The following is a 5507-nucleotide window of genomic DNA, read 5'->3' as shown; positions in this document are numbered from 1 at the left end:
GTTGGCGACAAACTGATCGAGATAACGCTGAATCACGTCGCCCGTTGCCGGGATGAAGTTGGTAAAGATGAAGTTCTTCAACTGCACGCTGATATCCGAGAACATCGGAAAAGCAGCAAACAGCGCGAACACCACGGCAATCAGCGGCACCAATGCCAGCAATGAAACGTAGGCGAGATTACCCGCCTGCGTTGTCATGTTGTCATCGTCAATGCGTCGCCACAGCAGTTTTACCCACAAATAAAAGGCATGCGCCGAGTGGCGCAGATGTCGTTGGTTCAGCACTCAGAGACGACCCGCAAACCAGTCCGGCACGGTTTTTTCATCAACCACCAGCACGCTTTCAATGCCAAGCGCGCGCGCAGCGTCGATGTTGGCCTGGTTATCATCGAAAAACACCGCCTGATTGGCCTGATAACCTTCGTGCTGCAGCACATAGTTATAGATGCGCGCTTCCGGCTTACGCATGCCGATATCCTGCGACATATAAAGATGATCGGCCGCCTGTTGAACATCGGGATATTGGGTTGGCCAGAACTCGAAGTGCAGCTGATTGGTATTCGACAGGATTACCACGCGCTCGCCATTGGCACGCAGCTTGTTCATGATCGCCAGCGTTTCCGCACGTACGCCGACAAAGACTGCCTGCCAGCCAGCGGTGAATTGCGGATAGCTCAGCGCGATATCCAGCTGGTCGCAGATACGTGCAGCAAATTCCGGATCGCTGATTTCACCGCGTTCGTGTTGCTCAAAAGCCTCATCCATGCGGAAACGACTTTGCAGCGTGGATAACGGCACGCGCCCCAAATCGCTCCAGACGCCGAGCACACGATTGAAATCGATATCAACAATCACATTGCCTAAATCAAAGATGTACAGCATGACGCCTCTCCTTTTCGTTCCCTGGATCATTCACTTTAGCGGCAAAAGTGGGAGCTGAACAGGGACGAAAGGTGGGAAATCAGTAATCTGGAAGCGGAGCCAAACTTCATTAAGCGAGCGTTGCAGCGGGTTGCAGGCATAAAAAAGCCCCGCAAGTGCGGGGCTCAATATCAGACTGTTTCGCTTACTCTTTGCTGCCGCGAGAAGAACGCTTACGATCGTTCTCGGTCAGGTGACGTTTACGAATACGGACTGACAATGGAGTCACTTCTACCAGTTCGTCATCATCGATGAACTCGATAGCCTGTTCCAGCGTCATTTTCTGCGGTGGAACCAGAGTGGTGGCTTCGTCAGTACCTGACGCACGCATGTTGGTCAGTTTCTTACCGGTCAGGCAGTTTACTGTCAGGTCGTTAGAACGGCTGTGAATACCGATGATCTGGCCTTCATACACTTCCGCACCGTGCCCCAGGAACAGCTTACCGCGATCCTGCAGACCGAACAGGGCGAACGCTACCGCTTTACCCTGACCGTTTGAGATCAGTACGCCGTTCTGACGCTGGCCCACTTCGCCCGGACGAACGTCGTCGTAGTGGCTGAAGGTGGAGTACAGCAGACCGGTACCTGAAGTCATGGTCATGAATTCGTTACGGAAGCCGATCAGACCACGGCTTGGGATCATGTAGTCGAGACGTACACGGCCTTTGCCATCTGGATCCATGTTTTTCAGGTCGCCTTTACGCTCACCCATCGCTTGCATCACAGAACCCTGATGGGTTTCTTCGATGTCGAGGGTCACGTTTTCGAATGGCTCCTGCTTACGGCCTTCGTGCTCACGGAAGATTACTTTCGGACGGGATACCGCCAGTTCGAAACCTTCACGACGCATGTTCTCGATCAGAACTGACAAGTGCAGCTCACCACGACCAGAAACGCGGAACGCATCCGAATCTTCGGTTTCTTCAACGCGCAGTGCCACGTTGTGTACCAGCTCTTTGTTCAGACGCTCCAGAATCTGGCGCGAAGTCACGAACTTACCTTCTTTACCGCAGAACGGTGAGGTGTTCACGTTGAAGAACATGGTTACAGTTGGTTCGTCGACGCTCAGGGCTGGCAACGCTTCCACATTCTGCGTGTCGCAGATGGTGTCAGAGATGTTCAGCTCGCCCAGACCGGTGATCGCGATGATGTCGCCCGCTTCCGCCAGGGTGCTTTCGATACGCTCCAGACCAAGGTGGCCCAGCACTTTACCGACTTTACCGTTACGGGTTTTGCCTTCGCTATCAATGATAGTGACTTGCTGGTTCGGCTTCACGGTACCGCGCTTGATGCGGCCGATGCCGATCACGCCCAGATAGTTGTTGTAGTCCAGCTGCGAGATTTGCATCTGCAGTGGCGCTTCAACTTCAACCTGAGGTGGAGAAACGTGGTCAACGATCGCCTGATACAGCGGGGTCATGTCGTCAGCCATGTCGGTGTGTTCCAGACCCGCGATACCATTCAGCGCCGAAGCGAAGATGATCGGGAAGTCCAGCTGCTCGTCAGTCGCATCCAGGTTAACGAACAGGTCAAATACCTGATCAACAACCCAATCAGGACGCGCGCCCGGACGGTCAACTTTGTTGATAACCACAATCGGCTTCAAACCATGAGCAAATGCTTTCTTGGTTACGAAGCGGGTTTGCGGCATAGGGCCATCCATCGCATCTACAACCAGCAGCACCGAATCCACCATGGACATGACGCGCTCCACTTCACCACCGAAGTCGGCGTGTCCTGGGGTATCAACGATGTTGATACGGTAGTCATTCCATTTGATGGCGGTGTTTTTTGCGAGGATGGTAATCCCACGCTCTTTCTCCAAATCGTTGGAGTCCATTACGCGCTCAGTCGCTTCGGTACGAGCATCAAAAGTACCGGACTGTTGGAGCAGCTTGTCAACCAGGGTGGTCTTACCATGGTCAACGTGCGCGATGATGGCGATGTTACGCAAATTTTCGATCACAGCTTTGCCTCAGGCATTATAGAAATAACGCGGTATTGTACACGGATTAAGCGGAAGACTGAACATGATCACAGATTTCGCCGAAAGTTTCTCGTAGCGCTGGTTTTTAGCACCGTTTGCGGTGCATTAATCTGCACTGCGATGGCAATTTGCACCAATTTAGTGCTTAACTTCACCTATTGCGCACCATTACGATGCATGCAATCCATCCTGGTGCAGCCTTCGACTCACGAAAGGGCGCATTGTAGCGCCATTTTCACCATTGTCATAAAGTTGGCACAGAATTCGCTTTATATATTTTAAGCGAAAACGACAGTTATAAAACGGTTGATAGAGCTTGCCGAGATCTTTGGTTAGGAATGGTCAGCAGTCATGACACATTCCCGGCAACGAAGTTCTCTCACCATGACGATAATGACCATTTCCAGGAGAGTTGAGTATGTCCGCTGAACACGTTCTCTCGATGATGAACGAGCATGAAGTTAAGTTTGTTGACCTGCGTTTTACCGATACTAAAGGTAAAGAACAGCACGTTACTATCCCTGCTCACCAGGTTAACGCTGACTTCTTCGAAGAAGGCAAAATGTTCGATGGCTCCTCCATCGGTGGCTGGAAAGGCATTAACGAATCAGACATGGTACTGATGCCGGATGCAACCACTGCAGTAATGGATCCGTTCTTCGAAGACTCGACCCTGATCATCCGTTGCGACATCCTTGAGCCAGGCACACTGCAGGGCTACGACCGTGACCCACGCTCCATTGCTAAGCGCGCAGAAGAGTTCCTGCGTTCTTCAGGCATCGCGGATACCGTGCTGTTTGGACCAGAACCAGAGTTCTTCCTGTTCGATGACATCCGTTTCGGTTCTTCTACTTCAGGTTCACACGTTGCTATCGACGATATCGAAGCAGCATGGAACACCGGTAAAGAGTACGAAGGCGGTAACAAAGGTCACCGTCCAGGTCTGAAAGGCGGTTACTTCCCAGTGCCACCGGTTGACTCAGCACAGGACATCCGTTCTGCAATGTGTCTGACCATGGAGCAGATGGGTCTGGTGGTTGAAGCTCATCACCATGAAGTAGCAACTGCTGGTCAGAACGAAGTGGCAACCCGCTTCAACACCATGACCAAAAAAGCTGACGAAATTCAGATCTACAAATACGTGGTGCACAACGTTGCTCACGCGTACGGCAAAACTGCAACCTTCATGCCTAAGCCAATGTTCGGCGATAACGGTTCTGGTATGCACTGCCACATGTCCCTGTCAAAAGGCGGCGTGAACCTGTTCTCTGGCGACAAGTACGGCGGCCTGTCTGAAACTGCTCTGTTCTACATCGGCGGTATCATCAAGCACGCTAAAGCGATCAACGCCCTGGCGAACCCAACCACCAACTCATACAAGCGTCTGGTCCCAGGCTACGAAGCGCCAGTTATGTTGGCTTACTCTGCCCGTAACCGTTCTGCTTCTATCCGTATTCCAGTGGTTGCTAGCCCGAAAGCACGTCGTATCGAAGCACGCTTCCCGGATCCAGCGGCTAACCCATACCTGGCATTCACCGCGCTGCTGATGGCCGGTCTTGATGGTGTTATCAACAAGATCCACCCTGGCGATGCGATGGACAAAAACCTGTATGACCTGCCTCCGGAAGAAGAAGCTGAGATTCCAAAAGTTGCAGGTTCTCTGGAAGAAGCACTGAACGCACTGAACGAAGACCGCGAGTTCCTGACCCGTGGCGGTGTATTCACTGATGACGCTATCGATGCATACATCGAACTGCGTAAGCCAGACGTTGACCGCGTGCGTATGACTCCGCACCCAGTTGAGTTCGAACTGTACTACAGCGTTTAATTTAAAAATTTCAGCTCACTGTTCACGCTCTCTTTTTGCAGCGTGAACAGCCTGAAAGATTTTTATATTGCCGTGGAAACTTTAGCCCATCTCCGGATGGGCTTTTTTCTCCGCGCATTCATGGTTCGAAGCACAGATTTCCGTCCTGAAAGGCTATAATGCACTAAATTAGTGCAGAGGAACGCTGTATGGCAACTGGCACGCTGCCCGACGCGGGGCAGATTCTCAACTCCCTGATCAACAGTATTTTGCTGGTCGATAACGATTTAGTTATCCATTACGCCAATCCGGCGGCTCAGCAATTACTGGCGCAAAGCTCACGTAAATTGTTCGGCACGCCATTACCGGAATTAACCGGCTATTTTTCGCTGAATATTGAGGTGATGAGCGAGAGTCTCGGAGCTGGCCAGGGCTTTACCGATAGCGAAGTCACGTTGGTGGTCGATGGTCGCGCGCACATTATGTCGCTCACGGCACAGCGCTTACCGGATGGCTTTATTCTGCTGGAAATGGCGCCGATGGATAATCAACGTCGTCTCAGCCAGGAACAAATTCAGCATGCTCAGCAGGTCGCTGCCCGCGATTTAGTGCGCGGTCTGGCGCATGAAATCAAAAACCCGCTGGGAGGATTACGTGGCGCCGCGCAGTTACTGACTCGCGCGTTACCCGATCCTTCACTGCATGAATATACGCGCATCATTATTGAGCAAGCCGACCGACTGCGTAATCTGGTTGATCGTCTGCTCGGCCCGCAACAACCGGGCTTGCACG

At 52.2% G+C, this 5507-nt stretch carries 5 protein-coding genes; 2 read left to right on the top strand and 3 right to left on the bottom strand.

Annotated features, from left to right (window positions below; all coding sequences use genetic code 11):
• The 3 genes from RTY00_RS18765 to typA all read right to left on the bottom strand — a co-directional run.
• Positions 1 to 282 (bottom strand): YihY family inner membrane protein (locus RTY00_RS18765; protein WP_409519148.1); only part of this gene is annotated, 282 nt, incomplete at its 3' end.
• 3 nt (positions 283 to 285) lie between these two features.
• A complete protein-coding gene (gene yihX / locus RTY00_RS18760) occupies positions 286 to 882 on the bottom strand; it encodes a glucose-1-phosphatase (RefSeq protein ID WP_061720525.1) in 597 nt (198 codons plus the stop codon).
• A 184-nt stretch (positions 883 to 1066) separates the two neighbouring features.
• Positions 1067 to 2887, bottom strand: a complete 1821-nt coding sequence (typA, locus tag RTY00_RS18755) for a ribosome-dependent GTPase TypA (protein ID WP_008109794.1) — start codon at positions 2885 to 2887, stop codon at positions 1067 to 1069.
• Between the two features lie 439 nt (positions 2888 to 3326).
• On the opposite strand from typA, the gene glnA reads away from it, so the two are divergent.
• Both glnA and glnL read left to right on the top strand, forming a co-directional pair.
• Positions 3327 to 4736 carry a glutamate--ammonia ligase gene (gene glnA, locus RTY00_RS18750; protein WP_008109796.1) on the top strand — a complete coding sequence of 470 codons (1410 nt, stop codon included), beginning with the start codon at positions 3327 to 3329 and terminating at the stop codon, positions 4734 to 4736.
• A gap of 188 nt (positions 4737 to 4924) precedes the next feature.
• A partial coding sequence (gene glnL, locus RTY00_RS18745) for a nitrogen regulation protein NR(II) (RefSeq protein WP_312665449.1) occupies positions 4925 to 5507 on the top strand: 583 nt, incomplete at its 3' end.

Source organism: Pantoea sp. CTOTU49201 (assembly GCF_032054795.1).
Lineage (GTDB): Bacteria > Pseudomonadota > Gammaproteobacteria > Enterobacterales > Enterobacteriaceae > Pantoea > Pantoea symbiotica.
This window is presented reverse-complemented; position numbering and strand designations above follow the sequence as displayed.